25 protein-coding genes are annotated in these 23,620 nt (G+C 61.5%); 5 read left to right on the forward strand and 20 right to left on the reverse strand.

The window, feature by feature from the left end:
- Positions 1-87: 87 nt before the first annotated feature.
- Positions 88-621 (reverse strand): bacterioferritin, encoded by a 534-nt coding sequence (locus EGJ27_RS07050; protein WP_125830008.1) that lies wholly within the window; start codon positions 619-621, stop codon positions 88-90.
- A gap of 353 nt (positions 622-974) precedes the next feature.
- Entirely contained in the window at positions 975-1,313 is a 339-nt protein-coding gene (gene osmE / locus EGJ27_RS07055; protein ID WP_125830009.1) for an osmotically-inducible lipoprotein OsmE, read from the reverse strand.
- A 198-nt stretch (positions 1,314-1,511) separates the two neighbouring features.
- On the opposite strand from osmE, the gene EGJ27_RS07060 reads away from it, so the two are divergent.
- Entirely contained in the window at positions 1,512-2,402 is an 891-nt protein-coding gene (locus tag EGJ27_RS07060) for a triacylglycerol lipase (RefSeq protein ID WP_125830010.1), read from the forward strand.
- A gap of 57 nt (positions 2,403-2,459) precedes the next feature.
- Complete coding sequence (locus EGJ27_RS07065) at positions 2,460-2,690, forward strand: hypothetical protein (RefSeq protein ID WP_125830011.1); 231 nt, start codon at positions 2,460-2,462, stop codon at positions 2,688-2,690.
- Here EGJ27_RS07065 and EGJ27_RS07070 read toward each other — a convergent pair.
- Complete coding sequence (locus EGJ27_RS07070) at positions 2,687-3,565, reverse strand: DMT family transporter (RefSeq protein ID WP_125830113.1); 879 nt, start codon at positions 3,563-3,565, stop codon at positions 2,687-2,689. The two genes, EGJ27_RS07065 and EGJ27_RS07070, sit on opposite strands and share 4 nt — an antisense overlap.
- Positions 3,566-3,718: 153 nt before the next feature.
- Here EGJ27_RS07070 and EGJ27_RS07075 point away from each other — a divergent pair, with 153 nt between their 5' ends.
- Positions 3,719-4,009: a PsiF family protein gene (locus EGJ27_RS07075; RefSeq protein ID WP_125830012.1), complete on the forward strand. Its 291-nt coding sequence runs from the start codon at positions 3,719-3,721 to the stop codon at positions 4,007-4,009.
- Between the two features lie 190 nt (positions 4,010-4,199).
- On the forward strand, positions 4,200-5,210 hold the full coding sequence (locus EGJ27_RS07080; RefSeq protein WP_125830013.1) for an AI-2E family transporter: 1,011 nt from the start codon (positions 4,200-4,202) through the stop codon (positions 5,208-5,210).
- 125 nt (positions 5,211-5,335) lie between these two features.
- On the opposite strand, the gene EGJ27_RS07085 is transcribed toward EGJ27_RS07080, so the two are convergent.
- Positions 5,336-6,607 (reverse strand): Hsp70 family protein, encoded by a 1,272-nt coding sequence (locus EGJ27_RS07085; protein WP_125830014.1) that lies wholly within the window; start codon positions 6,605-6,607, stop codon positions 5,336-5,338.
- 311 nt (positions 6,608-6,918) lie between these two features.
- On the opposite strand from EGJ27_RS07085, the gene cbpA reads away from it, so the two are divergent.
- Entirely contained in the window at positions 6,919-7,854 is a 936-nt protein-coding gene (gene cbpA, locus EGJ27_RS07090) for a curved DNA-binding protein (protein WP_125830114.1), read from the forward strand.
- Between the two features lie 147 nt (positions 7,855-8,001).
- Here the strand turns inward: cbpA and EGJ27_RS07095 are convergent, their stop codons facing one another.
- The 16 genes from EGJ27_RS07095 to cbiE all read right to left on the reverse strand — a co-directional run bounded on the left by EGJ27_RS07095 (position 8,002) and on the right by cbiE (position 23,526).
- Positions 8,002-9,132, reverse strand: a complete 1,131-nt coding sequence (locus EGJ27_RS07095) for a sensor histidine kinase KdpD (RefSeq protein ID WP_125830015.1) — start codon at positions 9,130-9,132, stop codon at positions 8,002-8,004.
- A gap of 160 nt (positions 9,133-9,292) precedes the next feature.
- Positions 9,293-10,993 (reverse strand): urease subunit alpha, encoded by a 1,701-nt coding sequence (gene ureC, locus EGJ27_RS07100; protein WP_125830016.1) that lies wholly within the window; start codon positions 10,991-10,993, stop codon positions 9,293-9,295.
- 29 nt (positions 10,994-11,022) lie between these two features.
- The gene (locus EGJ27_RS07105) at positions 11,023-11,328 is read right to left on the reverse strand and encodes an urease subunit beta (RefSeq protein ID WP_125830017.1); all 306 of its coding nucleotides are present in this window, start codon (positions 11,326-11,328) and stop codon (positions 11,023-11,025) included.
- Positions 11,325-11,858 (reverse strand): GNAT family N-acetyltransferase, encoded by a 534-nt coding sequence (locus EGJ27_RS07110; RefSeq protein WP_125830018.1) that lies wholly within the window; start codon positions 11,856-11,858, stop codon positions 11,325-11,327. The genes EGJ27_RS07105 and EGJ27_RS07110 overlap by 4 nt, the downstream gene beginning before the upstream one ends.
- A gap of 9 nt (positions 11,859-11,867) precedes the next feature.
- Positions 11,868-12,401, reverse strand: coding sequence for a GNAT family N-acetyltransferase (locus tag EGJ27_RS07115; RefSeq protein WP_125830019.1), 534 nt, complete (start codon positions 12,399-12,401; stop codon positions 11,868-11,870).
- 15 nt (positions 12,402-12,416) lie between these two features.
- Positions 12,417-12,719, reverse strand: coding sequence for an urease subunit gamma (locus tag EGJ27_RS07120; protein ID WP_125830020.1), 303 nt, complete (start codon positions 12,717-12,719; stop codon positions 12,417-12,419).
- Positions 12,720-12,859: 140 nt separating this feature from the next.
- Positions 12,860-13,705, reverse strand: a complete 846-nt coding sequence (locus EGJ27_RS07125; RefSeq protein ID WP_125830021.1) for an urease accessory protein UreD — start codon at positions 13,703-13,705, stop codon at positions 12,860-12,862.
- A 48-nt stretch (positions 13,706-13,753) separates the two neighbouring features.
- Positions 13,754-14,452, reverse strand: a complete 699-nt coding sequence (gene urtE / locus EGJ27_RS07130; protein ID WP_125830022.1) for an urea ABC transporter ATP-binding subunit UrtE — start codon at positions 14,450-14,452, stop codon at positions 13,754-13,756.
- Between the two features lie 95 nt (positions 14,453-14,547).
- Positions 14,548-15,408: an urea ABC transporter ATP-binding protein UrtD gene (gene urtD / locus EGJ27_RS07135; RefSeq protein WP_125830023.1), complete on the reverse strand. Its 861-nt coding sequence runs from the start codon at positions 15,406-15,408 to the stop codon at positions 14,548-14,550.
- On the reverse strand, positions 15,405-16,484 hold the full coding sequence (gene urtC, locus EGJ27_RS07140) for an urea ABC transporter permease subunit UrtC (protein WP_125830024.1): 1,080 nt from the start codon (positions 16,482-16,484) through the stop codon (positions 15,405-15,407). The genes urtD and urtC overlap by 4 nt, the downstream gene beginning before the upstream one ends.
- The gene (gene urtB / locus EGJ27_RS07145) at positions 16,484-18,055 is read right to left on the reverse strand and encodes an urea ABC transporter permease subunit UrtB (protein ID WP_125830025.1); all 1,572 of its coding nucleotides are present in this window, start codon (positions 18,053-18,055) and stop codon (positions 16,484-16,486) included. The genes urtC and urtB overlap by 1 nt, the downstream gene beginning before the upstream one ends.
- Positions 18,056-18,203: 148 nt before the next feature.
- Positions 18,204-19,469, reverse strand: a complete 1,266-nt coding sequence (urtA, locus tag EGJ27_RS07150; RefSeq protein WP_125830026.1) for an urea ABC transporter substrate-binding protein — start codon at positions 19,467-19,469, stop codon at positions 18,204-18,206.
- Positions 19,470-19,914: 445 nt separating this feature from the next.
- A complete protein-coding gene (locus EGJ27_RS07155) occupies positions 19,915-20,379 on the reverse strand; it encodes a copper chaperone PCu(A)C (RefSeq protein ID WP_125830027.1) in 465 nt (154 codons plus the stop codon).
- 131 nt (positions 20,380-20,510) lie between these two features.
- Entirely contained in the window at positions 20,511-21,230 is a 720-nt protein-coding gene (locus EGJ27_RS07160) for a cobalt-precorrin-6A reductase (RefSeq protein WP_125830028.1), read from the reverse strand.
- A complete protein-coding gene (locus EGJ27_RS07165) occupies positions 21,227-22,324 on the reverse strand; it encodes a cobalt-precorrin-5B (C(1))-methyltransferase (RefSeq protein ID WP_125830029.1) in 1,098 nt (365 codons plus the stop codon). The genes EGJ27_RS07160 and EGJ27_RS07165 overlap by 4 nt, the downstream gene beginning before the upstream one ends.
- Entirely contained in the window at positions 22,324-23,526 is a 1,203-nt protein-coding gene (gene cbiE, locus EGJ27_RS07170; protein ID WP_125830030.1) for a precorrin-6y C5,15-methyltransferase (decarboxylating) subunit CbiE, read from the reverse strand. Before cbiE ends, EGJ27_RS07165 begins: the two co-directional genes overlap by 1 nt.
- Positions 23,527-23,620: the final 94 nt, after the last annotated feature.

The raw sequence follows: 23,620 nt of genomic DNA on the forward strand, positions 1-23,620 counted from the left end.
AAAACCACCACATGTCTGTACAACGGCCTTCGCCAGCCACAAAAAAGCCAGGACTCCAGTCCTGGCTTTTTTGTACGCCGCGGCGACTCATAGGTCTTTGAGAATGTCCGCCATGTCGTCGGCGTGCTCTTCTTCCTGAGCGAGGATGTCTTCGAAGATACGGCGCGTAGTCGGGTCGGTCTCGCCGATGTATTGAATGATTTCACGGTAGCTGTCGATGGCGATGCGCTCGGCCACCAGATCTTCATACACCATTTCCTTGAGGGTATTACCCGCCACGTACTGCGCATGAGAATTGCGCGACAACGTGTCGGGATTGAATTCCGGCTCGCCGCCCAACTGCACGATGCGCTCGGCCAGTTTATCGGCGTGCTCGGCTTCCTGCTGCGCATGCTCCAGAAATTCGGAAGCTGCGACGCTGGCCTTCAGGCCGGTCGCCATGAAGTAATGGCGCTTGTAGCGCAGGGTGCAGACCAACTCGGTAGCCAGCGACTCATTAAGCAGGCGCAGGATGGTCTCGCGGTCGGCGCTGTAGCCTTCAGTGACCGCACCGTTCTCCACATTCTGGCGCGCACGCTGGCGCAGGGTATTCACGTCACTCAGTTGCGGTGCAGAAATCATCGGTCATCTCCATCGATCATCAGGTGTGCGTCCCGCTCTGTGGTGTCGCGCGCGGCGGGATCATCCAAAAATGGGAGTGATGACGCGGGAAAAAGTTTAATCGGATGTGCGGTCGGGTTTTTTGTTGACCAGATGTAAAAAAATTAAGAAACGAGCGGCGTCACACGCGGTCCCAGACTTGAGACCTATAAAACGTGGAGAAGAACATGCTCAAGTTTCTGGGAAGTACCGTTGGCATCATCTTTCTGATCGGCCTGATCGTGGTGATCGCGCTGTTCAAACTGGTGTTCTGAGACACAGCGAACACAAAAAAGCTCGGTACATGATGTACCGAGCTTTTTTTTGCCATCGCATTACTTGGCGCGTTCGTTCTCTTCACGTTGTTCGCAGGTCATGAAACCCTTGTTCACCACGCGGCCGTCGCTGTTGAAGCTGACGTGGTAGACCTGCTGATGGCCGTCTTTGGTCATCACGTAGTTGTTGCAGGTGCCTGGGCTGACCTTGCGCTGGACGCGGGAGGACGGCTCGCCGCCAATGGTCAGCACTTGTTGCTGCGTCATGCCGTTCTCGACCCGCTTGACCAGCGGCTCGTCACGGTAGGTGACGTAATCCACCGGGTTCTGCACGGTGGTGCTGCCGCAGCCGACCATCGTCATCAATACACAGCTTGCCGCCAGAATTTTCTTGTACATCGTTGTCACTCCGCGTGAAAGAGCCGCTTTTGGCTCGATATCGCTTGGAGCAGTGGAGCTGCGTGAGAGTTCGATTTTTGATGGCGATGAGACACCGCCTCACCTTGTCATATTCCCAGGCCTTGCCGACAAACACCGCTAAGGTTCAAAAAGTGGCTGAAGTCAATGAGCTGCAGGTTCCAGACAAGGAGGCCTCTCATGGCGAAAGAACAGGCGACGCGTTACCCGTTGTTGCTGGTACCCGGCTTGCTGGGTTTCGTAAGGTTTCTGATTTATCCCTACTGGTTCGGCATCGTCAAAGCCCTGGAGCGTGGCGGGGCGACGGTGCAGCCGGTGATGGTGTCCGGTGTGAACTCCACCGAAGTTCGCGGGGAGCAATTGTTGAAGGTGATCGAACAGACCGTTCGTGAAATGGGTGTGGCCAAGGTCAATCTGTTCGGCCACAGCCAGGGCGCGCTGACCATTCGATATGTCGCGGCGCGGCGGCCGGACCTGGTGGCATCGGTGACCTCGGTCGCCGGACCCAATCATGGTTCCGAACTGGCCGACTGGCTGGAGCGGACGTTTCCGCCAGGTACGCCGGGCGGGCGTATCGTCAACCTGGTGATCGCCGTCGCGGCCTGGGCCATCGCACTCTTTGAAACCGGTTATCGCGGGCCGAAATTGCCGATGGATGTCTCGGCTGCGCATCAGTCGCTGACCACCACCGGCGTCGCCTTGTTCAATCGGCAGTATCCGCAGGGGCTGCCCGAAACCTGGGGCGGGCAGGGCGAAGAAGTGGTCAACGGCGTTCGCTATTACTCCTGGTCCGGCATCCTCAAGCCGGGCGTTACCAACCGTGGTCGCAACACAATCGACGGTACCAATATCGCTTGTCGAATATTCGCTCGCACGTTCACAAAAGAGCGAGGTCAATCTGATGGCATGGTCGGGCGTTTCAGTTCGCACCTGGGCACGGTCATCGGGGATGACTTTGCGCTCGACCATTTCGACATCGTCAACCAGACCTTCGGGCTGGTGGGCAAAGGCGCCGATCCTGTGCGCCTGTTCATGGAACACGCCGAGCGCCTCAAGGCTGCCGGTCTCTAGCTCGTATGGGCTTGGTTCGTAATCTGCCGATTTGCGTGTCGGCCAGGAAGTGATGCGATGAGCGATAAAGAACTGTATGAAATCGAGTACACCCTTGCGGGCGAGCACCACGTAGACGTCATCGAGAATCTGGATGTACCGATCATCGAGGTCGTGCACGAATTGGCACTGAAACACCACGTAGAGCTGGACGACGGTCCCGACCCTGAGACCGGCCTTCCCGTGGCCGGTATCACGGACGTGTCGATCCACAGTGTGGAAGGAGAAGACGCCAGCGCGCCGATCTAGGTTTTGCGCATCAGCGGGGTCGTCCAGCGTTCCGCCATGACGACCCCGCATAGCGTCAGCGCGCCACCCACCAGGTGGTAAAGCGCCAGGCGTTCGCCAAGCGCCACGGCTGCGATCAGCGCCGTGGCGATGGGCATCAGATTGAAAAACAGCGTCGTGCGGCTCGGCCCCAGGCGCATGATGGAGGTCATCCACAGCCAAGGCGCAAGCATGGAGGTGGGGATCGCGGCGTACAACACCATCGGAATATTGTTGGCATTCAAGCCGACTTTGGCTGACAGCAGAAACATGGGCATCAACACCACGATGGCGACCAGAATCTGCATGTACAACAGTTGCAGCGGCGGCAAACGCAGCTGCCATTTCTTCAACAGCGTGCTGTAGACGGCATAGGCTGCTGCGGCGAACAACACCATTGCGTCGCCTCGGTTGACGCCTTGCTCGATCAGCCCGCCCAGATTGCCGGCCGAAACGACTACCACCACACCCATGAATGAAATCATCGCGCCGAGCAAAGCCCCGAAAGTCAGGCGAGTGCCCAGGCAGGCGATAGACAGCCCCAACGCCATGATCGGCACCAGTGACTGGATGATGCCCATGTTGGTGGCGGTGGTCATGCCGGCGGCGAAATAGGCCAGGCTCTGGTACATGGCCATGCCCAGCACGCCCAGAATGAAGATCTTGCCCAGCAGCGGGCGAATGACTGCGCGGTTGGCCCACACCGGCTTGAGCATGAAGGGGGTGAACAGCAAGCCCGCCAGCAGCCAGCGGTAGAAGCCGATCTCAGACGGGAAAATGACCTCGGACGACGCCTTGGTAATGACGGTGTTGATGGCCCAGATCAGGATGGTCAGCAGGGGAAACGCGTATTGCATGGGGAAACCGGCGAGCAGTGGGGGCGCAATTATCCGCCTGTTCGCGGCGAATGCCAGTCCGATGGTCGTGAAGTCGGACATAAATCGCAACATCCTTGGCTACACTCGTAGCAGGCTGCGCTGATCGGTGCGGTGGTTCTGGAGAGTCGATCGATGAAGATGCTCGGTATTGCTGTGATGCTCGTTGGCCTGATGCTGTGCAATCCCGGATTCGCTGCCACCGAGCAGCAGAACAAGATGACCACCTGTAACGCCGACGCGAGTGCCAAGGCGCTCAAGGGCGATGAGCGCAAAGCGTACATGAGCAACTGCCTCAAGGCCGCGCCGCCGGCACCCGCCACTCAGCAGGAAAAAATGAAAACCTGCAACGCGACAGCCAGCGCTCAGGCTCTCAAGGGCGATGCCCGTAAAAGCTTCATGAGCGATTGTCTCAAGAAGAAATAATTTTCCGCTGGCATGCCGGTTGACCTGTACATCGCGACAAACGCCGTAAACAGGGCACTTGCCGGGGCGTTTCCCGGTAAGTGCCCGGCATTGCGCAGCCGCGGCGGGTTTGCACGCTTTCCTGATAGCTGGTCCTTGGCCGTGAAGGCTGGCAGACTGCCGTCTTCTTTGTGCCGCCCGTTGAGGGTCTATGCCAACGTTTTCCGCACGTCAGGTGTTAATCGCCAGCTGGATCCTGATCTTTGGCGGTTTGTTGCTGGTCTTGCCATTCAAGCTTCTGCCCAGCCTTCTGGCCGGTCTGCTGGTCTTCGAACTGGTCAACATGCTCACTCCCCAACTGCAACGCCTGATCTCGGGCGAGCGCGCCCGCTGGCTGGCCGTGGCGTTGCTGGGCACCATCGTTGTCAGCCTGCTGACGCTGGTGTTCGCCGGAGCCATCAGCTTCGTCCTGCATGAAGCCGAAAATCCCGGCGCATCGCTGGACAAGTTCATGACCCTCATCGACCGGGCCCGCGGACAGCTGCCGCCGTTCATTGATGCCTACCTGCCGGCCAGTGCCGCAGAGTTCCAGGTGTCCCTGGGGCAGTGGCTGCAAAAGCACGTGGGCGAGCTGCAACTGATCGGCAAGGGTGCGGCGCACATGTTCGTCACCATGCTGATCGGCATGGTGCTGGGGGCGATCATTGCCTTGCAGCGTATTTCCGAGAAACACACGCGCAAGCCACTGGCGGCGGCGCTGTTCGACCGCCTTTATCTGCTGAGCCGGGCGTTTCGCAATATCGTCTTTGCCCAGATCAAGATCTCTCTGCTCAACACCGCGTTTACCTCGGTGTTCCTGGCGGTCGTGCTGCCGCTGTGCGGGATTCACCTGCCGCTCACCAAGACCCTGATCATCATGACCTTCCTGCTCGGCCTGCTGCCGGTGGTCGGTAACCTGATGTCCAACACGCTGATCTTCATCGTCGGCATGTCGATCTCACTTTGGGTGGCGTTGGCGGCGTTGAGTTACCTGATCGTCATCCACAAGGTCGAGTACTTCCTCAACGCACGGATCGTCGGCGGCCAGATCAATGCCAAATCGTGGGAATTGCTGCTGGCCATGCTGCTGTTCGAAGCCGCTTTCGGCCTGCCGGGCGTGGTGGCCGGGCCGATCTATTACGCGTACCTGAAAAGCGAATTGCAGAAAGAAGGGTTGGTGTAACGCGTTCCGTCTGTAGGAGCGACCCAGGTCGCTAAGGTGCAATGTCGGGCGATACTTTTTTCGTGGATGTACCGCCCGATCCGCCAGCAAGACGGATCGCCGCCCGCTGGCGCCTACACATATCTTCACATGCAGCCGTAGCGCTTCTTCGCCTCGATTGCCAGGCCACTGCCGATGCTGCCGAAGATGTTGCCCTCCACATGCCGGGCATTGGGCAGCATGGCCGAGACGCTGTTGCGCAGGGCCGGGATGCCGCTGGAACCACCGGTGAAGAACACGGTGTTGACCTGCTCCAGACCGACGCCCGCGTCATTGAGCAACTGAGTCACGCTGTTGCGTACTCGTTCCAGCTGGGCGTCGATGGATGCTTCGAACATCGCCCGGCTCAGGTCGACACTCAGGCCACTCTCGATCCGGTCCATCGCCACATGGCGGCTCGGTTCGTGGGTCAGCTGGATCTTGGTTTCTTCCACTTCCATCGCCAGCCAGTGCCCGGCGCGTTGCTCGATCAGCTTGAACAGCCGGTCGATGCCGCCGGTGTCTTCGATGTCGTAGCGCATGCTGCCCAGTGCCAATTGGGATTTCTGTGAGTACACCGCGTTGATGGTGTGCCAGGTCGCCAGGTTCATGTGGTGGCTGGTCGGCATGTAGGCGCCGCTTTTCATCCGGCTGCCATAGCCGAACAAGGGCATCACGCCTTGCAGGCTCAGCTGCTTGTCGAAGTCGGTGCCGCCGATGTGTACGCCACCGGTGGCCAGGATATCGTCGTGACGGTCGTCGCGGGTACGGCGCTCCGGCGACAGGCGCACCAGGGAAAAGTCCGACGTACCACCGCCGATGTCAACGATGAGCACCAGCTCTTCGGTCTCGATGGTGGATTCATAGTCGAATGCGGCCGCGATGGGCTCGAACTGGAACGAGACTTCCTTGAAGCCGATCTTGCGTGCGACCTCGGCCAGCGTGTCTTCGGCTTCCTGGTCGGCCTGGGCATCGTCGTCCACGAAATGCACCGGACGACCCAGCACGACCTCGTCGAATGCACGACCTGCGGTTTGCTCGGCACGCTTCTTCAGCTCGCCGATGAACAGGCCCAGCAAGTCCTTGAACGGCATGGCCGTGCCCAGCACGCTGGTGTCATGTTTGATCAGCTTGGAGCCGAGCAGGCTCTTGAGCGAGCGCATCAGGCGGCCTTCGTAGCCTTCCAGGTACTCGTGCAGCGCCAGACGGCCATACACCGGGCGACGTTCTTCCATGTTGAAGAACACCACCGAAGGCAGGGTAATCTTGTCGTCCTCCAGCGCGATCAACGATTCCACGCCAGGGCGTTGCCAGCCGACGGTGGAGTTGGACGTGCCGAAATCGATGCCACAGGCACGGGCCGGGGATTGGTCGTTCATGTCTTTTACGTTCCAGTCAAAAAACGGCCGCGCAGTTTATGTCAGTGAAGGGCAATTGCGTAGGGCAATGCGTCGCTAATCGATGGATACCGCTATTTGTGTCCAAGGCTTGAACTGGCGCTCATTACCCCCAATCTTCTTGGGATTGTTGCGTCGTGCGGGTGTCGAAGGTTCAACGAGCACCGAAAAGCGCCGACTGCTGTCACACTGTTCAACTTGAAGTAATCCAGACGCCTCGGAACAAGAGGATGCTGTGCGCAGGCGCCGGCACACCGGGCTGCGCTGGACAATTGGGGATGGGTGATCGTTACATGGATTTCAAAGACTACTACAAGATACTCGACGTCGAGCCGACCGCGGATGACAAGGCGATCAAGACCGCCTACCGCAAACTGGCGCGCAAGTATCATCCGGACGTCAGCAAGGAAGCCGGCGCCGAGGACAAGTTCAAGGAGGCGTCCGAAGCCTACGAAGTGCTCAGCAGCCCTGAAAAGCGCGCCGAGTACGACGAGATTCGCAAGTATGGCCGCCAGGGCCGTCCGTTTCAGCCGCCGCCGGGCTGGCAGAGCCGCAGCGGCGGCGGTGGCTTCGATGAGACGACTGACTTTTCGGAGTTTTTCAGCTCGATCTTCGGCGGCCGTCCGCAGCAGGGCGGGCGCACCCGCAATCCGGGTCGCAAGGGCCAGGATGTGGAAATGGAACTGGCAATTTTCCTGGAAGAGACCCTGTCCGGCGAATCCAAGCAGGTGAGCTTCCGGGTGCCGCAGCACAGCGCTGCCGGCCAGCGCATGGCGGACATCACCAAGACGTTGAACGTCAAGATTCCGGCCGGAGTGGCCGACGGTGAACGCATCCGCCTCAAAGGCCAGGGCGCGCCAGGTATTGCCGGTGGTGACAAGGGTGATCTGTACCTGACCATTCGCCTGGCGCCGCACCCGCTGTTCGAAGTCGAAGGGCATGATCTGGTGATCCAGGTGCCGCTGGCGCCATGGGAAGCCGTGCTGGGTACCAAAGTGGCCGTGCCGACGCTGACCGGCCGGATCAACCTGACCATCCGGCCGGACAGCCAGAATGGTCAGCGCCTGCGAGTCAAGGGTAATGGCCTGATGAGCAAGAACGGTGAGCGCGGCGATCTGTACGCGCAGTTGAAGATCGTCATGCCCAAGCACACCGACGAAGCGACCAAGGCGCTATGGCAGAGCCTGGCGGACAAGTCGTCTTTCGACCCACGAGCGCAATGGAAGTAAAGGCATCGGGAAATTCAGTAGGAACCAGTTTGCTCTGGGCGGCAATCCGACGATCTGGCGCGCAGCGGCAGCGAATGCGGACCGCAGGGTCTGTCAGGCCACCGAGTGACAGACCTTCGCCAGCAAGCTGGCTTTTACAGGACGCGGCTAAACCCGCGGCAGCACCACACTGAAAGTGGTGCCGTCGCCGACGTTCGAGGTGACGGTGATACTGCCGCCGTGGGCGTTGACCACTTCCTTGACGATGAACAGGCCAAGGCCGAGGCTGGTTGACGGGCCTGAGGTATCGGCATTTTCACTGACGCTGCGTACCAGCGGATCGAAGATCGTGCCGATGGCGTCCTCGGCAATGGGCAGGCCCTCGTTATGCACAGACAGCTCAACGGTGTTGTCGTCGCCGATGAGCCGCACATTGATCGCCTTGTCGGCAGTGCCATGCTGGATGGCGTTGCCGATCAGGTTCTGCAGTAACTGGCTGATACGCGCACTGTCCCAGCTGCCGTGGGCGTCGCCCTGAATATCCAGCACGGGCGCAGGCCCGTGCATTCCGGCACAGGCTTCTTCGACAGCCTCACGGCAAGCCACCGCCAGATCCATGCGCTTGCGATCCACCGGCAGGCCGGAACCCAGCCGGCTTTTGACGAACTCCAAGAGGTCCGCAACCATGGTGCCCATGTGGCGGGTGCTGTTCTTGATCTGCGTGATGTAATACCGCGACTTTTCGTCTTGCGCGGCGTTGCGGCCCAGCATCTCGGCCGACATGCTGACCGCTTGCAGTGGCGCGCGCAGGTCGTGGCCCAGAATGGCCAGGAAGATGTCGCGGGAGCGAGCGACCTGATCGGCGTAGGCCGCCGTGGACTCAGCCAGCGCTTCATCGATGGCCTCGTTGAAACGCACCACGTCCTGAAAATCATCGATCAACGGCGTGCTCAGGCTTTCGACCCACAAGCGAATCACGCTGGCGCGCAAGTGCCGGAACTCGGAAGTCATCTGCACCAGATCGAACCCCACCTCGTGGCGCAGCTCGCCATGACTGGCAGCGGCTTCGTCGAGACTCGGGGATTTATGGGTCTCCTCACCGCGAGCCTTGGCCATCTGTTCGCGGCGGCTCTGGGTCGTGTTCATGTCGCGGGCGGCGGCCAGCAGGATCGACTTGGCGTGGTCGCGCAGCTCCACACTGCTCATGGTATCGGCAGCCGGTTTCAGGGTCCGGGCGAAGTCTTCCCATTCATCGACGATGCGATCCACGTGATGAACGATGAATTCGGAAAGGCGCATGGCCGAGTACCTTGCTGAGCGACTGAAATTTTGGAGGGCGCATCTTACCGCTTGCCGATGACAGCCAACAGCGATGTTTATCGGCCAATTGTGCATTGCCTGAAGGGCAATCGTCGGCAGGTCGGAGCATGAGCCGAATCTCATGCCCCGTTTGCACGGCTCAGAACAGGAAATATCGCTGCGCCATCGGCAACACGTCGGCCGGCTCGCACCAGAGCAGCACGCCGTCGGCCTTGACCTGGTAAGTCTGCGGATCGACCTCGATATCGGGCAGGTAATCGTTGTGAATCAGATCCTTCTTCTGCACGCTGCGGCAGCCCTTGACCACGCCGATCTGCTTCTTCAGGCCCAGGGTTTCAGGCACGCCCGCGTCGAAGGCTGCCTGGCTGATGAACGTCAGGCTGGTGGCGTGCAGCGAGCTGCCGTAGCTGGCGAACATCGGGCGGTAATGCACCGGCTGCGGCGTCGGGATCGATGCATTGGCGTCGCCCATCAGGCTGGCGGCGATGGCGCCACCCTTGAGAATCAACGTCGGTTTGACGCCGAAGAACGCCGGACGCCAGAGCACCAAGTCCGCCCATTTGCCAATTTCGACCGAGCCCACCTCATGGCTGATGCCGTGGGTGATTGCCGGGTTGATGGTGTATTTGGCGATGTAGCGCTTGGCGCGGAAGTTGTCGTTGCCTGGGCCGTCCTCGGGCAACGGGCCGCGCTGACGCTTCATTTTGTCGGCGGTCTGCCAGGTGCGCAGGACCACTTCACCGACACGGCCCATGGCCTGGCTGTCGGAGCTGAGCATCGAGAACGCGCCCAGGTCATGCAGGATGTCTTCAGCGGCAATGGTTTCCCGACGGATACGGCTTTCCGCGAAGGCCACATCTTCGGCGATGCTCGGGTCCAGGTGATGGCAGACCATCAGCATGTCCAGATGCTCGTCAATGGTGTTGCGCGTAAACGGCCGCGTCGGGTTGGTGGAGCTGGGCAGCACATTGGGCGAGCCGCAGGCCTTGATGATGTCCGGCGCATGGCCGCCGCCGGCACCTTCGGTGTGGTAGGTATGGATGGTGCGGTTCTTGAATGCGGCGAGAGTCGTTTCGACGAAGCCGGACTCGTTCAGCGTGTCGGTGTGAATCGCGACCTGCACGTCGTAGTCATCGGCCACGCTCAAGCAGTTGTCGATGGCCGCCGGCGTGGTGCCCCAGTCTTCGTGCAGCTTGAGGCCGATGGCGCCGGCCTTCACCTGCTCGATCAGCGGGCCGGGCAGGCTGACGTTGCCCTTGCCGGTAAAACCGATGTTCATCGGGAACGAGTCCGCCGCCTGGAGCATACGCGCCATGTGCCAGGGCCCCGGCGTTACGGTGGTAGCGTTGGTGCCCGTGGCAGGCCCCGTGCCGCCGCCGATCATGGTGGTCACGCCGCTCATCAAGGCTTCTTCGATCTGCTGCGGGCAGATGAAATGAATGTGCGTGTCGACCCCGCCGGCGGTGAGGATCATGCCTTCACCGGCGATGATCTCCGTGGCCGCGCCGATGGCGATGGTCACGTCAGGCTGGATATCCGGATTGCCCGCTTTGCCGATGGCGGCGATGCGACCGTCCTTGATACCCACGTCCGCCTTGACGATGCCCCAGTGATCGATGATCAGTGCGTTGGTGATCAACGTGTCCACCACTTCGGCGGCCAGCAACTGACCCTGGCCCATGCCGTCACGAATGACCTTGCCGCCGCCGAACTTGACCTCTTCGCCATAGGTGGTGAAGTCCTTCTCGACCTCGATCCACAGCTCGGTATCGGCCAGGCGCACCTTGTCGCCAACGGTGGGGCCGAACATGTCGGCGTAGGCTTGTCTGGAAATTTTCATACCGATTCCTACAGGTCAACAATCAGAAATTACAAATCGCCCATCACTCGTCCGGCAAAGCCATACACTTTGCGCAGGCCGGCCAGGTCCACCAGTTCCACCTCGCGGGACTGCCCCGGCTCGAAGCGCACGGCGGTTCCGGCCGCGATGTTCAGGCGCATGCCGCGGCTGGCGGCGCGGTCGAAGGTGAGGGCGTCGTTGGTTTCGAAGAAGTGGAAGTGCGAACCCACCTGGATCGGCCGGTCGCCGCTGTTGGCAACGGTCAGGCTGATGGTGCGCCGCCCGGCGTTGAGTTCGATGTCGCCAGGCTGGATCTGGTATTGGCCAGGGATCATGTCGGTTGCCCCAAGGTTTTGTAGTAGATAGCGGTCGGTCGGTAGCGGCCGTCCGGGGTCGCGCAGTAGTCCGGCAACTCGCCGACGCGGACGTAATCGAGTGCCCGATAGAAGGCTTCGGCCGGTGAACCGGCCTCGGTGTCGAGAAACAGCAGCCCGCGCTTGGCCTTTACCGCCGCCTGCTCGACCGCTTCCATCAACTGCCGGCCCAGGCCACGGCCTCGCCCGGCGGGCAGCACCATCAGTTTCTGCACTTCCGCGCGGTTGAGCCCATTGGGCTTCTGGCACAGCGCCAACTGCGCGCTGGCCAGGACGTTCTCGTTTTCGACGACCACCCACAACAACAGGCTGCCGTCGGCGATATCGGGCCGTAGCGCGTCGCACCAGCGGTACGCCTGCGCACTGTCGATATCGGCCATGAACCCGACCGACGCGCCATTCAGAACCGTTTCGATCAACAGTTGCGCCAGGCCTTCGCGGTAATGGGCGAAGCTTTCGGCGGTGACACGTCTTAGCTGTGCCGGATTCATAGGATTGTCCTAGCGAGTTTGCGAAGCGGGGGCCTGCGCGCCGGGCGTCAGGTCGAGCTGCATGAAGGTCAGGTCCAGCCAGCGACCGAACTTGGTGCCGACCTGCGGCATTTGCCCGGTTGTCTTGAAGCCCAGTCGTTCATGCAAGGCGATGGAGGCTGCGTTGCCGCTCTCGATGGCAGCCACCATCATGTGTTTGTCGCAGGCCCGGGCGCGCTCCACCAGAGCCGCCATAAGCCTTGGGCCAAGACCTTTGCCGCGCTGATCGGCGCGGATGTACACCGAATGCTCGACCGTGTGCCGGAAGCCCTCGAAAGGCCGCCAGTCGCCGAATGAGGAATAGCCCACGACGTCGCCTGTAGCGTCGAGCGCCACCAGGATCGGATACGCCTGAACCTGCCGCGCTTCATACCAGGCCTGACGGTTTGCCAGGTCCACGGGCGTTTCATTCCAGATCGCGGTGGTGTTGAGCACCGCGTCGTTGTAGATGGCGAGAATACCGGGCAGATCGGCCGGCACTGCATCGCGAATCTCTTGGGTCATGTTGGTTCTCGTCCGTCAGGCAATGGGTTGGTGCACGGTAACCAGCTTGGTGCCGTCCGGGAAGGTGGCCTCCACCTGGATTTCCGGGATCATCTCCGGAATGCCTTCCATGACCTGCTCGCGGGTGAGCAGCGTAGTGCCGTAGTGCATCAGGTCGGCCACCGTCTGGCCGTCACGCGCGCCTTCGAGCAGCGCGGCGGAGAGGTAGGCCATCGCTTCGGGATAGTTGAGTTTCACGCCACGCGCCAGTCGGCGCTCGGCCACCAGGCCGGCGGTGAAAATCAGCATTTTGTCTTTTTCGCGGGGAGTCAGGTCCATTGGGGTTCCGTCGTTTTAAGTTTCAGGTGTCTCTACCCTGTGGGAGCGGACTTGTCCGCGAAGACATTACACAAGGCGGCATATATGTAGCGGTGGTACCGGCCTCTTCGCGGACCAGTCCGCTCCCACAAGGAACTAGCTCATGTGTTCCATATTCTCGGTGTTATCGCCTCGCGGCCCAGCAATGCCGGGCGCAGCTGCTTCCATAGTTCGATCAGCCAGGCCCTGGCGTGCAGGGCTTCGTCGGCCAGGCACCGTGCGACGACCAGGCCGGGCAGTTGCGTCAGGTCGCCGCGCACCGGATTGGGCATTGCCAGCGAGCGGCAGCGTTCGATCAATTCCGCGTCGGCGTCCCCGCTGATCAGCAGGGTGGCAAACACCGTTCTGCCGTCCAGTCCGATGGGTGAGTCCAGCAAACCATCGCCGCCGACGATGCGCTGCCGCTCATGCCAGAGCAACCGGCCGTCGCGGCGGATATCCAGATGCGACTGAAAATGGCCTTGCTCAAAACGCTCCCCGCTGGCCGGACGCCCCAGCGCCACCACATCCCAGTAACACAGCTTCGCATCGCCTTGCAGCTCTATTTGCGTGGTCAACTCGGCCTGGGCGTTGCTGAACACGATAGTCTCCTGCGGCAACCATTCCAGGGTGGCGCCGGGTTCCACACGCAGGTCCAGTTGCTGATAGGCCGGGCTTGCCGCGCGATACCACTTCGCCGCGCCAGGGCTGGTCAGCTGCGCCCAGGCGTCGGCGCCGACCGAGGCCGAAATGTCCAGGCGATCTCCGCCGGCAATTCCTCCGGGCGGATGCACGATGATGTGTTGGCACACCTGCGGTCCTTCGGCGTACAGATGCTTCTGCACCCGCAACGGGCCTTTATGGCGCCGCTGAACCGGCCGCGTGCTGTCGCCGAAACGCCCATAGCCCAGCTCCAGCTCGGCGTGCCAGCTGGGCGTGAACAGGGCCGTGTTCGCGGGCAGATTCATGGGGTGCTCATCTCAAGGCCGAAAGCGGCACGATAACGGATCGGCGCATCAAATGGTGACCAACCCGCGCACGCCTTCGGCTTCCATGTTCTCGCCACGTCCTTGCTGAACGATTTCGCCACGGGACATTACCAGATAGTGGTCGGCCAGTTCCGCCGCGAAATCGTAGAACTGCTCGACCAGCAGAATCGCCATGTCGCCACGCTCGGCCAGCTTCTTGATCACCGCCCCGATTTCCTTGATCACCGACGGCTGAATGCCTTCGGTGGGTTCGTCGAGAATCAGCAGGCGTGGCCGACTTGCCAATGCGCGGCCGATTGCCAATTGCTGCTGTTGCCCGCCGGACAAATCACCGCCGCGGCGATGCTTCATTTGCAGCAGCACCGGGAACAGCTCGTAGATGAAGGCCGGCACTTCCCTGGCTTCGGAACCGGGAAAGCGCGACAGGCCCATCAGCAGATTTTCTTCGACGGTCAGCCGGCCGAAGATCTCTCGACCTTGCGGCACATAGGCAATTCCGGCATGTACTCGCTGATGCGGCTTGAACCCGGTGATGGCTTTGCCTTCCCACTGCACCGAACCTTCCCTGGACGGCAAAAGCCCCATCAGCACCCGCAGCAGCGTGGTCTTGCCCACGCCGTTACGGCCGAGCAGACACGTCACCTCGCCGACTTTCACATCGAACGACAGCCCGCGCAGAATGTGGCTGCCGCCGTAGTATTGGTGAAGCTTTTCAACTTGCAGCATTGATTGGGTTCCCATCAAAGGTAGCGGCGACGCCGCTGGCACCTTGGAATACCAGGCACAATTCTTCATATGTCAGTAAATACGGCGCGGACTTCTCAGCGCCCCAGATAAACCTCAATCACCCGCTCATCGGCCTGCACATCGTTCAGCGAGCCTTCGGCCAGGACACTGCCCTGGTGCAGTACGGTGACATGGTCGGCAATAGAGCCGACAAAGCCCATGTCATGCTCGACCACCATCAGTGAATGCTTGCCTGCCAGGCTCTTGAACAGCTCGGCGGTGAATTCGGTTTCGGCGTCAGTCATGCCCGCCACCGGTTCGTCGAGCAACAGCAGTTGCGGGTCCTGGACCAGCAGCATGCCGATTTCCAAAAACTGTTTCTGCCCATGGGACAGCAAGCCGGCCGGACGATGGGTGGAGGTGGTCAGGCGAATGGTTTCCAGCACTTGATCGATACGGTCACGCTGTTCGCCATTGAGCTTTGCCCGCAGGCTGGCCCACACCGACTTGTCGGTTTTCTGCGCCAGCTCCAGGTTTTCGAACACGCTCAACGCCTCGAATACCGTCGGCTTCTGAAACTTGCGGCCGATCCCGGCCTGAGCAATCTGCACTTCGCTCATGTGCGTCAGGTCCAGCGTTTCGCCGAACCACGCCTTGCCATGGCTGGGGCGAGTCTTGCCGGTGATGACGTCCATCAGCGTGGTCTTGCCCGCGCCGTTGGGGCCGATGATGCAGCGCAGTTCGCCGACGCCGATGTACAGGTTCAGATCGTTCAACGCCTTGAAGCCGTCGAAGCTGACACTGATGTCCTCCAGGGTCAGGATCGTACCGTGGCGAGTATTGAGCCCTTTGCCGGCGCTCTTGCCCAGGCCGAGCGCGTCGCGGCTGGTGCCTGCGTCGGAGTTGGCATCGAGAATGGGTTCGAGCATCAGGGAAGGCGAGGGAGTGGTTTTCATGACTCGCTCCTTTTCTTCAGCAGGCCGATCACGCCCTTGGGCAGATACAAGGTCACGATGATGAACAGCGCACCAAGGAAGAACAGCCAGTATTCAGGGAACGCCACGGTAAACCAGCTCTTCATGCCGTTGACCAGACCCGCTCCCAACAGCGGGCCGAACAAGGTGCCGCGTCCGCCCAAGGCGACCCACACGGCCGCTTCGATGGAATTGGTCGGCGACATTTCACTGGGGTTGATGATGCCCACCTGCGGCACGTACAGCGCACCGGCCAGACCGCACAGCACTGCGCTCAGCACCCAGACGAACAGCTTGAAACCGCGTGGGTCGTAGCCGCAGAACATCAGCCGGTTCTCCGCATCGCGCAGAGCGGTCAGCACTCGACCGAACTTGCTTTGCGCCAGTCGCCAGCCGACGTACAGGCTGGCTACCAGCAGGATGACCGTCGCCAGGAACAGCACCGCGCGAGTGCCCTGCGAACTGATGCTGAAGCCCAGGATGCTGCGGAAGTTGGTAAAGCCGTTGTTGCCGCCAAAACCGGTTTCATTGCGGAAAAACAGCAGCATCCCGGCGAAGGTCAGGGCCTGGGTCATGATCGAGAAGTACACGCCCTTGATCCGCGAGCGGAAGGCGAAGAATCCGAACACCAGCGCCAGCAGGCCCGGCGCCAGTACCACCAGACACATGGCCCAGAGGAAATTATCGGTGCCGGCCCAATACCACGGCAGCTCGGTCCACGACAGAAAGGTCATGAACGCAGGTAAACCGTCGCCTGCGGCTTCGCGCATCAGGTACATGCCCATCGCGTAGCCGCCCAGGGCGAAGAACAGACCGTGGCCCAGCGACAGCAGCCCGGCGTATCCCCAGACCAGATCCAGCGCCAGCGCCACGATGGCGTAGCAGAGAATCTTGCCCACCAGCGTGAGCGTATAGGCCGAAACCTGAAAAGCGTTGTCGGCGGGCAGCAGCGACAGCAGCGGCATGGCCAGCAGCACCGCCAGCACCAGAATGCCGACGGTCAGCGTGCCCTTTGGCCCGACCTTTTGTGCAGCAGTCACCATCAATGGCTGGTTCATCAGTCGATCACCCGTCCTTTCAGTGCGAAGAGGCCTTGCGGACGTTTCTGGATAAACAGAATGATCAGCGCCAGGATCAGGATCTTGCCCAACACCGCACCGATCTGTGGTTCAAGGATCTTGTTGGCGATGCCCAGGCCGAACGCCGCCATCACACTGCCGGCCAGTTGGCCGACACCGCCGAGCACCACCACCAGGAACGAGTCGATGATGTAGCTCTGGCCCAGGTCCGGGCCGACGTTGCCGATCTGGCTCAGCGCCACGCCGCCCAGCCCGGCAATGCCGGAGCCGAGCCCGAACGCCATCATGTCGATGCGTCCTGTGGGTACGCCGCAGCAGGCCGCCATGTTGCGGTTCTGGGTGACGGCGCGCACGTTCAGGCCCAGGCGGGTCTTGTTCAGCAGCAGCCAGGTCAGCACCACCACGAACAGGGCGAAAGCGATGATCACGATGCGGTTGTACGGCAGCACCAGATTGGGCAGCACCTGAATCCCGCCCGACAGCCACTCGGGGTTGGCGACTTCAACGTTCTGCGCGCCGAATGCCAGGCGCACCGCCTGAATCAGCATCAGGCTGATGCCCCAGGTGGCGAGCAAGGTTTCCAGCGGGCGGCCGTACAGGTGCCGAATGATGGTGCGTTCCAGCGCCATGCCGATCAACGCCGTGACGAAGAACGCCACCGGCAGCGCCACCAGCGGATACAGCTCCAATGCGCCCGGCGCATAGCGCTGGAACATCAGCTGCACCACATACGTGGAATAAGCGCCGAGCATCAGCATTTCGCCGTGGGCCATGTTGATCACGCCCAGCAGGCCGAAGGTGATCGCCAGGCCAAGGGCGGCGAGCAGCAGGATCGAACCCAGCGACATGCCGCTGAAGGCCTGACCGAGCACTTCGCCGATCATCAGCTTGCGATTGACCTGCGCCAGGCTGGTTTCGGCCGCGATGCGCACCGACGCGTTGGTCTCGACACCAGGCGCCAGCAGCGCTTCAAGGCGCGTGCGGGCCAGCGGATCACCGGTTTCGCCCAGCAAACGCACGGCCGCCAAGCGCACGCTCGGGCTGCCGTCGACCAGTTGCAGGTTGGCCAGCGCCAGAGTCAGGGCGTCTTTGACGGTGTCATCGGTTTCCGCCGCCACGCGCTGATTGAGCAATTCCAGCTGCGCGGGACGAGCACTTTTCTGCAACTGCCGGGCCGCGTTCAGACGCAGGCCGATATCGGCCCCCAGCAGTTGATGGCTGGCCAGCGCGGTTTCGGTGAGGCCGCGCAGCCGGTTGTTCATGCGCAATTTGCGCGGTTCATCGGTAGCGGGTGTATCCCCGTCAACCGCAACAAAGCTGCCGTTCACTTCAATGAAGGCACGCTTGCTGCTGTCCACGGCCACCCGGCCGTCGCTCAGCGCTTCAAGCAACTCGATGCGCTGTGGTGAAGGATTGGCCGCCCAGCTTTCGAGCAGCTCGGCCTGTTGCGAAGAACTGGCCGCGACGAAATCCCCGGCATCGCTGGCGTGTGCCGCCATCGGCAGCGCCACGACGAACATCAGGAGGAAACGGTACAAAATGTTAAGCATGGCGAGAGGCCCGGTTGGTGTGTTGCAAAACCCCGGTAGGAACGACCTTGGTCGCGAAGGCGGATTGCCAGGCGATACATTTGCTTTGCCTGACATGGCCTATTCGCGAGCAAGCTCGCTCCTACGGAATCCGAGATGGCTCTGCCTGTTAGTTACTCTTGGTCGGTGTCTCGGGCTTCTTGTCGTTGCCAGGAATGTACGGGCTCCACGGCTGGGCGCGGATCGGTTCCTTGGTCTGCCAGACGACGTTGAACTGACCGTTGTCCTCGACTTCGCCGATCATCACCGGCTTGTGCAGGTGGTGGTTGGTCTTGTCCATGGTCAGGGTAAAGCCCGACGGCGCGGCGAAGGTCTGGCCGGCCATGGCGGCGCGGACTTTATCCACGTCGGTGGACTTGGCCTTCTCGACCGCCTGAGCCCACATGTGGATACCCACGTAAGTGGCTTCCATCGGGTCGTTGGTCACGGCCTTGTCGGCGCCTGGCAGGTTTTTCTTCTTGGCGTAGGCTTTCCAGTCCGCCACGAACTTCTTGTTGACCGGGTTTTCGACCGACTGGAAGTAGTTCCAGGCAGCGAGGTGACCGACCAGCGGCTTGGTGTCGATACCGCGCAGTTCTTCTTCACCGACCGAGAACGCTACGACCGGAACGTCGGTGGCTTCCAGGCCCTGGTTAGCCAGCTCCTTGTAGAACGGCACGTTGGAGTCGCCGTTGACGGTGGAGATGACCGCCGTCTTGCCGCCCGCCGAGAATTTTTTGATGTTGGCCACGATGGTCTGGTAATCGGCATGGCCGAACGGGGTGTAGACCTCTTCGATGTCGCTGTCCTTCACGCCTTTGGAATGCAGGAAGGAACGCAGGATCTTGTTGGTGGTGCGCGGGTAGACGTAGTCGGTGCCCAGCAGGAAGAAGCGTTTGGCCGCACCGCCGTCCTCGCTCATCACGTACTCGACCGCAGGGATGGCCTGCTGGTTGGGCGCTGCGCCGGTGTAGAACACGTTCGGCGACATTTCTTCGCCTTCGTACTGCACCGGGTAGAACAGCAGGCCGTTGAGTTCTTCAACCACCGGCAGTACTGATTTGCGCGATACCGAGGTCCAGCAGCCGAACATGACGGCGACTTTGTCCTGGGTCAGCAGCTGACGGCCCTTTTCCGCGAACAGCGGCCAGTTGGAAGCCGGGTCAACCACGACCGCTTCCAGCATCTTGCCGTTGACGCCGCCTTTAGCGTTGATTTCGTCGATGGTCATCAGCGCCATGTCCTTGAGCGACGTCTCGGAAATCGCCATGGTGCCGGACAACGAATGCAGGATGCCGACCTTGATGGTTTCAGCTGCCTGGACGGTCCAGGTCAGCCCCATGGCGGCGATTGACGCGGACAGGGTGAAGGCTTTGATCAGACTGCGACGCTTCATTGTGCTGACTCCATTCGTTTGGTTTTTTTGGTTGGGCAGAATGCTTGTCAAAGCGCTAAAGCAAAGGCTGTGCCCAGCCTGCCAAATGGCGTCGCAGATGGATTTGAAGCGGCATTGGGGAAGGGATGTGCACCTAAGTGGAGCCGCGGGCGGGCAGTGGTGCGTCGAAGCGATCGAAGATGGTGCGTTCAACGGGAAAGCCGCCCGAAGGCGGCTTTCACATCTGAATCGAACGAGGCCCGAACCGGTCAGGTGAGGAATTCATCACAAAACCGCCTGGCGGTTCAAGGCCCCGCAGCGAGCAATTTAAGCTGCCGCCAAGGATTTGGCAAAGCAGGAAAATACATTTCGTTCAAATACCCGTGCCGCTGGCCGGGAAAAGCCGACCAGAGGGCATTTCGGCGTGATTCGAACCCTCGAAGTCGAGCTGCGAAAGCGAGACGGCTCAGTGCTGGTGGGCTTCAGGAGCCTGCTTTTGTACCTCTACCTGAATTTCCACGTCCCCGGCTTTCTCGAAATGCAACGTCACCGGGAAACGCTGACCCTCGACCAGCTTCGAGCGGTCGTTCAGGTCCAGCAGCATCACGTGGTAAGCCATGGGCGCAAAATTGACCTTGGCTTTGGGCGCTACTTCCACTGTCTGGACTTGCTGCATCTTCATCAGGCCATTGGCATGAATGTGCTCGTGCAATTGCGCCTGACCGGCAATCGAGCTGTCCACGCTCAGCAGACGATCCGCCGCGTCGCCCTGATTTTCGATAGTGAAATAAGCCGCGATGGCCGGCGCATTCGGCGGCAGCGCCATTGACCACGGGTGGGTGATCAGCAAGGGGCCGGCGGTGTATTGGTGAGCCTGGGCGAAACAGGCGGGCAGCATGAAGGCGATGAGTAGCAGGGCTTTCTTGAGCATGGGTGTTTCCATTTTTAGTGGGTCTCATCAAGTTAGTCCGACACAGGCCCGTGGGAGTGGACCGTACATGCGCAACATATGCATCTGTATGGCAGGTTTCGCGGACAAGCGGAACGCCGCCCGGTCCGCTCCTACAGGAAATCGAGAGCGCTCAACACCTCATCCACACTCCAGAACACTCGATCCACGTCCGGTAACTCGGGGCGCTTGAGGATCAGCACTGGTAGGCGGCGTTCACGGGCGACTTCCAGTTTGGGTTCGGTGGAGCTGCTACCGCTGTTTTTGCTGATCAGTACGTCGATTCGACGGCGCTCGAACAGGGCGCGTTCGTCTTCCAGATTGAACGGGCCGCGGGCGCCGATCACTTCGCAGCGCTCGTTGCCGGGGTAGACGTCCAGGGCGCGCAGGGTCCAGAACTGGTATTCGGGAATTTCGTGCAGATGCTGCAACGGCTCGCGGCCAAGGGTGAACAGTGGGCGTTGGAACGAAGCGAGTGCCCTGACCAGATGCGACCAGTCGGCCACTTCGCGCCAGTCATCATCCGGACCGGCCTGCCAGGCGCGGCGACGCAGGCCCCAGCAGGCAATGCCGCTCAACCGAGCAGCGCGGGCGGCGTTGTGGCTGATCTGTGCGGCGTAAGGGTGCGTTGCGTCCAGCAGCAGATCGACGCCGTGTTCCTGAATGTAGTGCGCCATGCCTTCGGCGCCGCCGTAGCCTCCGACCTTGAGCCGGCAAGTCAGATCGGTCGGCACCCGGCCGACGCCCGCCAGGCTGTAGATATGCTGCGGCCCCAGCGTGCGGGCGATGGCCAGGGCTTCGGTCACACCGCCGAGCAACAAGATGCGTTTCATGACGTCACACCTGCCTGGCCGACAATGCCGCCCTGACGGTCAATGGCAAACACTTCCACCTGAATCTGCGCGGGAACCACACTCCGTGCAAAGTCCAGCGCGTGCTGGCACACCGCGTTGCCCAACGGAACACCCGCCGCTGCGCACAGTGCCAGCGCCTGCTGGCTGGTGTTGGCTTCCAGGATCCGTTGCTGCAAGGTTTCATCGCCACCCACGTCCGCAGCCCAGCGCGCCAGTTGCGGCAGGTCAATGCTGGAATGCCGGCTGTGCAGATCCATATGCCCGGCAGCCAGCTTGCTGATCTTGCCGAAGCCGCCGCACAGGCTGAGTTTATCCACAGGCACCTTGCGCAGATGCTTGAGCACCGCGCCGACGAAATCGCCCATTTCGATCAAGGCGATGTCCGGAATGTTGTAGACACGGCGCATGGTGTCTTCGCTGGCGTTGCCGGTGCAGGCGGCGATGTGCATGTAGCCGTTGGTGGTGGCGACGTCGATTCCCTGATGAATCGAGGCGATGTAGGCCGCACAGGAAAACGGCCGCACGATGCCGCTGGTGCCCAGGATCGACAGCCCGCCGAGAATGCCCAGACGCGGATTCATGGTCTTGAGCGCCAGCTGCGCGCCGCCTTCCACGCCGATCGTCACTTCGAAGCCACCGCCGTAGGTCAACTCCTGCGCCAGCGCCTGAAGATGCTCGCTGATCATGCGCCGCGGCACCGGGTTGATGGCCGGTTCGCCCACGCCCAGGACCAGACCCGGTCGCGTGACGGTGCCGACGCCGGTGCCCGCCACGAATCGCACGCCGGGTGTCGTATCGAGACTGACACGGGCAAACACCAGTGCGCCATGGGTGACATCCGGATCATCGCCGGCATCCTTGATGGTTCCGGCCTCGGCGAAGTTATCCACAACCCGGCAGAATTCCAGGCGCATTTGCACCTGCTTGCCCTTGGGCAAGGTGATCTGCACCGCGTCGCTGGCCTGCCCGCCGAGCAACAGCCGCGCTGCCGCGAGACTGGTCGCGGTCGCGCAGCTGCCGGTGGTCAGCCCGCTGCGCAGCGGGGCGGGTTGTTCGGCGGTTTCCTCACGCATCAGGGTTTGACCACATCCAGCAAGGTGATCGGCAACGCCTGACGCCAGGTATCGAATTCTCCCAGCGGTTTGGCATGGGCAATCTGAATGCGGGTCAGCTCGCCGCCATGCAGTTCGCGCCAGGCCATCAGCGCGGCCTCGCTTTGCAGGGTCACGGCGTTGGCGACGAGTCGGCCGCCGGAGCGCAGTTGCTCCCAGCACGATTCCAGCACACCCGGCCGCGTCACCCCGCCGCCGATGAAGATCGCGTCCGGCTGCTCCAGTCCATGCAGCGCATCCGGCGCATTGCCGCGCACCAGTTGCAGGCCCGGCACGCCGAGGGCGTCGCGATTGAATTCGATCAGTTGCTGTCGGCCTTCGTCGGCCTCGATGGCCAGCGTCCGGCAGGTGGGATGCGCACGCATCCATTCGATGCCGATGGAGCCGCAACCGGCGCCGACGTCCCACAGCAGTTCGCCCGGCACCGGTGCCAGACGCGCGAGAGTCATGGCGCGCACATCGCGCTTGGTGAGTTGCCCGTCATGCTCGAAGGCACTGTCCGGCAGCCCGGCCAGTGTCGTCAGACGAGGCGTGGCGGCGTCGGCGCGACAGTCGATGGCAACCAGGTTCAGCGCGGCGATTTCGGTATTGCCCCAATCGCCAGCCAAACCGTTCACCTGCCGTTCGGCGTCGCCACCCAAATGCTCGAACACCGTCATCAGGCTTGGGCCGTAGCCGCGTTCGCGCAGCAGGCTGGCAATGGCCGCCGGGCTGCTGCCGTCGTTGCTCAGCACCAGAATCCGCACGCCATGGTGAACATAAGCGTTCAGGGCGGCCAGCGGGCGGGCGACCACCGACACAATGGCGACGTCCTGCAATGCCCAGCCCAATCGAGCGGCGGCGAGCGAGCAGGACGACGGTGCGGGAATCACGCGCATTTCTTCGCCCGCCACCACGCGCGCCAGACTGGCGCCGACGCCGAACAGCATTGGATCGCCGCTGGCCAGCACGCAGACTTCGGCGCCGCGCTGTTCCAGTACCGGGTTCAGGGAAAACGGGCTCGGCCACGCCCGGCGCTCGGCGCGGATGCACGCTGGCAGCAGAGCCAGCTGGCGCGGGCCGCCAAACACCTGATCGGCGTGCAGCAGAGCATGCCGGGCGTTCTTGCCCAAGCCTTTGTAGCCGTCTTCCCCGATTCCCACGACTGTCAGCCACGGCGCCATGCACTTACCTCAATCCGAACTTCCGACAGAGCGTCTTTTCATGCCTGCGGATAAAGCAGGCATAATACCGCGCCCAGGCGAGGGTGTTTGCAAA

Source organism: Pseudomonas sp. v388 (assembly GCF_003935425.1).
In the GTDB taxonomy this organism is placed as follows: domain Bacteria; phylum Pseudomonadota; class Gammaproteobacteria; order Pseudomonadales; family Pseudomonadaceae; genus Aquipseudomonas.

What these genes read in the sequence shown, in the direction of transcription:
- EGJ27_RS07050 (WP_125830008.1), bottom strand. Translation starts at nt 621, where the DNA reads ATGATTTCTGCACCGCAACTGAGTGACGTGAATACCCTGCGCCAGCGT.
- osmE (WP_125830009.1), bottom strand. Translation starts at nt 1,313, where the DNA reads ATGTACAAGAAAATTCTGGCGGCAAGCTGTGTATTGATGACGATGGTC.
- EGJ27_RS07060 (WP_125830010.1), top strand. Translation starts at nt 1,512, where the DNA reads ATGGCGAAAGAACAGGCGACGCGTTACCCGTTGTTGCTGGTACCCGGC.
- EGJ27_RS07065 (WP_125830011.1), top strand. Translation starts at nt 2,460, where the DNA reads ATGAGCGATAAAGAACTGTATGAAATCGAGTACACCCTTGCGGGCGAG.
- EGJ27_RS07070 (WP_125830113.1), bottom strand. Translation starts at nt 3,565, where the DNA reads ATGCAATACGCGTTTCCCCTGCTGACCATCCTGATCTGGGCCATCAAC.
- EGJ27_RS07075 (WP_125830012.1), top strand. Translation starts at nt 3,719, where the DNA reads ATGAAGATGCTCGGTATTGCTGTGATGCTCGTTGGCCTGATGCTGTGC.
- EGJ27_RS07080 (WP_125830013.1), top strand. Translation starts at nt 4,200, where the DNA reads ATGCCAACGTTTTCCGCACGTCAGGTGTTAATCGCCAGCTGGATCCTG.
- EGJ27_RS07085 (WP_125830014.1), bottom strand. Translation starts at nt 6,607, where the DNA reads ATGAACGACCAATCCCCGGCCCGTGCCTGTGGCATCGATTTCGGCACG.
- cbpA (WP_125830114.1), top strand. Translation starts at nt 6,919, where the DNA reads ATGGATTTCAAAGACTACTACAAGATACTCGACGTCGAGCCGACCGCG.
- EGJ27_RS07095 (WP_125830015.1), bottom strand. Translation starts at nt 9,132, where the DNA reads ATGCGCCTTTCCGAATTCATCGTTCATCACGTGGATCGCATCGTCGAT.
- ureC (WP_125830016.1), bottom strand. Translation starts at nt 10,993, where the DNA reads ATGAAAATTTCCAGACAAGCCTACGCCGACATGTTCGGCCCCACCGTT.
- EGJ27_RS07105 (WP_125830017.1), bottom strand. Translation starts at nt 11,328, where the DNA reads ATGATCCCTGGCCAATACCAGATCCAGCCTGGCGACATCGAACTCAAC.
- EGJ27_RS07110 (WP_125830018.1), bottom strand. Translation starts at nt 11,858, where the DNA reads ATGAATCCGGCACAGCTAAGACGTGTCACCGCCGAAAGCTTCGCCCAT.
- EGJ27_RS07115 (WP_125830019.1), bottom strand. Translation starts at nt 12,401, where the DNA reads ATGACCCAAGAGATTCGCGATGCAGTGCCGGCCGATCTGCCCGGTATT.
- EGJ27_RS07120 (WP_125830020.1), bottom strand. Translation starts at nt 12,719, where the DNA reads ATGGACCTGACTCCCCGCGAAAAAGACAAAATGCTGATTTTCACCGCC.
- EGJ27_RS07125 (WP_125830021.1), bottom strand. Translation starts at nt 13,705, where the DNA reads ATGAATCTGCCCGCGAACACGGCCCTGTTCACGCCCAGCTGGCACGCC.
- urtE (WP_125830022.1), bottom strand. Translation starts at nt 14,452, where the DNA reads ATGCTGCAAGTTGAAAAGCTTCACCAATACTACGGCGGCAGCCACATT.
- urtD (WP_125830023.1), bottom strand. Translation starts at nt 15,408, where the DNA reads ATGAAAACCACTCCCTCGCCTTCCCTGATGCTCGAACCCATTCTCGAT.
- urtC (WP_125830024.1), bottom strand. Translation starts at nt 16,484, where the DNA reads ATGAACCAGCCATTGATGGTGACTGCTGCACAAAAGGTCGGGCCAAAG.
- urtB (WP_125830025.1), bottom strand. Translation starts at nt 18,055, where the DNA reads ATGCTTAACATTTTGTACCGTTTCCTCCTGATGTTCGTCGTGGCGCTG.
- urtA (WP_125830026.1), bottom strand. Translation starts at nt 19,469, where the DNA reads ATGAAGCGTCGCAGTCTGATCAAAGCCTTCACCCTGTCCGCGTCAATC.
- EGJ27_RS07155 (WP_125830027.1), bottom strand. Translation starts at nt 20,379, where the DNA reads ATGCTCAAGAAAGCCCTGCTACTCATCGCCTTCATGCTGCCCGCCTGT.
- EGJ27_RS07160 (WP_125830028.1), bottom strand. Translation starts at nt 21,230, where the DNA reads ATGAAACGCATCTTGTTGCTCGGCGGTGTGACCGAAGCCCTGGCCATC.
- EGJ27_RS07165 (WP_125830029.1), bottom strand. Translation starts at nt 22,324, where the DNA reads ATGCGTGAGGAAACCGCCGAACAACCCGCCCCGCTGCGCAGCGGGCTG.
- cbiE (WP_125830030.1), bottom strand. Translation starts at nt 23,526, where the DNA reads ATGGCGCCGTGGCTGACAGTCGTGGGAATCGGGGAAGACGGCTACAAA.